The sequence below is a fragment of the Microbacterium sp. Bi128 genome, assembly GCF_918698205.1.
This window is the reverse complement of sequence record NZ_CAKKMM010001318.1, coordinates 1-1,412: the sequence shown is the minus strand read 5'-3', so window position 1 is coordinate 1,412 and position 1,412 is coordinate 1. Positions and strand designations below refer to the sequence as shown.

The 1,412-nt window shown below is 72.8% G+C and carries 1 pseudogene; it reads left to right on the top strand.

Annotation, left to right across the window (positions count from 1 at the left end):
• Window positions 1-1,412 (top strand): annotated as a pseudogene (locus LQV45_RS32375) (phosphoenolpyruvate synthase); the annotation flags it as partial.

Sequence of the window (1,412 nt, the reverse complement as noted above, 5' to 3'; positions counted from 1 at the left end):
CGAATGGGCCATCGGCCGGGACGGGGCCGTGTGGCTGACCCAGTCCAGGCCGATCACCACGCTCTATCCGATGCCGGACCGGCGTCCCTCCGGGCCGACGCCGCGCGTCTATTTGTGCTTCAGCCTGGCCCAGGGGCTGACCCGGCCCCTGACGCCGATGGGCCTCGCCGGCATCCGGCTGATTGCGTCCTCGGTCGCGGGGGCCGCGCATTTCCCGGTGCCGGTGCCCCGTGACGGGCCCGCGCCGTACGCGGAAGCCGGACAGCGCATATTCTTCGACCTCACGCCCGTAGTCCGGAGCAAGGCCGGACGCGCAATCGTCCCCCGGGTATTCGACATCATGGAGGCGCGTTCGGCCACCGTGCTGCGCAACCTCTTCGCCGATCCCAGATTCTCCGTCACCATAGGATCGCCGTGGCCGCTCCTGCGCCACGTCGCCCCGGTGGCGGCGCGGGCGAAGGTCCCGGAGACCTTGATCCGCGGCCTCCTCCGGCCCGAGGCGGCACTGCGCCGGGCAGACCGTGTGGGCGAACAGCTCCGCGCGGCACTCGCGGTGCCCGCCGGCGCCACCGCCACGGAGCGTCTGGACCACGTCGAGCGGATCCTTGGCCAGCATGTCTTTGCCGTGGTTCCCGCGATCCTGCCGCTGCCCGCCCTGGGGTTCGCCTTGCTGGCCATGGCCGGAAAACTCGCCGGGAACCCCGGGAACGGGGCGCTGCAGGAAGTCCTGCGGGGGCTGCCCAACAACGTGACCACCGAAATGGACCTGGACCTGTGGTCGCTGGCTACTGCCATCCGCAACGACCCGGCGTCGGCGGCGGTGTTCGGGGAAGCCGCATTGCCCGAGATAGCCCGGCGTTACCGGGCGGCGGACCTGCCCGGCGTCGTGCAATCCGGGCTGCGGGACTTCCTGGGCCGGTACGGCCACCGCGCCGTGGCGGAGATCGACGTCGGCATGCCCCGCTGGTCTGATGACCCGACCCACATCCTCGGGGTTCTGGCCAACTATCTGCGCATGGATGATCCTGCGCTCGCCCCGGACCGGCAGTTCGGCAAGGCGGCCCGCGAGGCGGAGGCGCAGGTGGCCCGGCTGGTGGCAGCGGCGGGGCAGCGCAGCCGCCTTCGCGGTGCGCTCGCGCGGGCCGCGCTGCGGCGGACCCGGATGTTCGCCGGGCTGCGTGAGCTGCCCAAGTACCACCTCGTGGAAGCGCTCGGCGCCATCCGGCAGCAGCTCGCAGCCGTCGGGGCCGAACTCGCCGCGGCCGGGGCCATCGATGCGGCGGACGATATCTTCTTCCTCGACCTGGCTGACGCGCACCGGGGGCTCGGCGGCGCCGCGCTGCAGGGGCTCGTGGCCCGGCGCCGCGAGGCTTACGCGGCCGAACTGGGCCGCCGGCACATTCCCCGCGTGC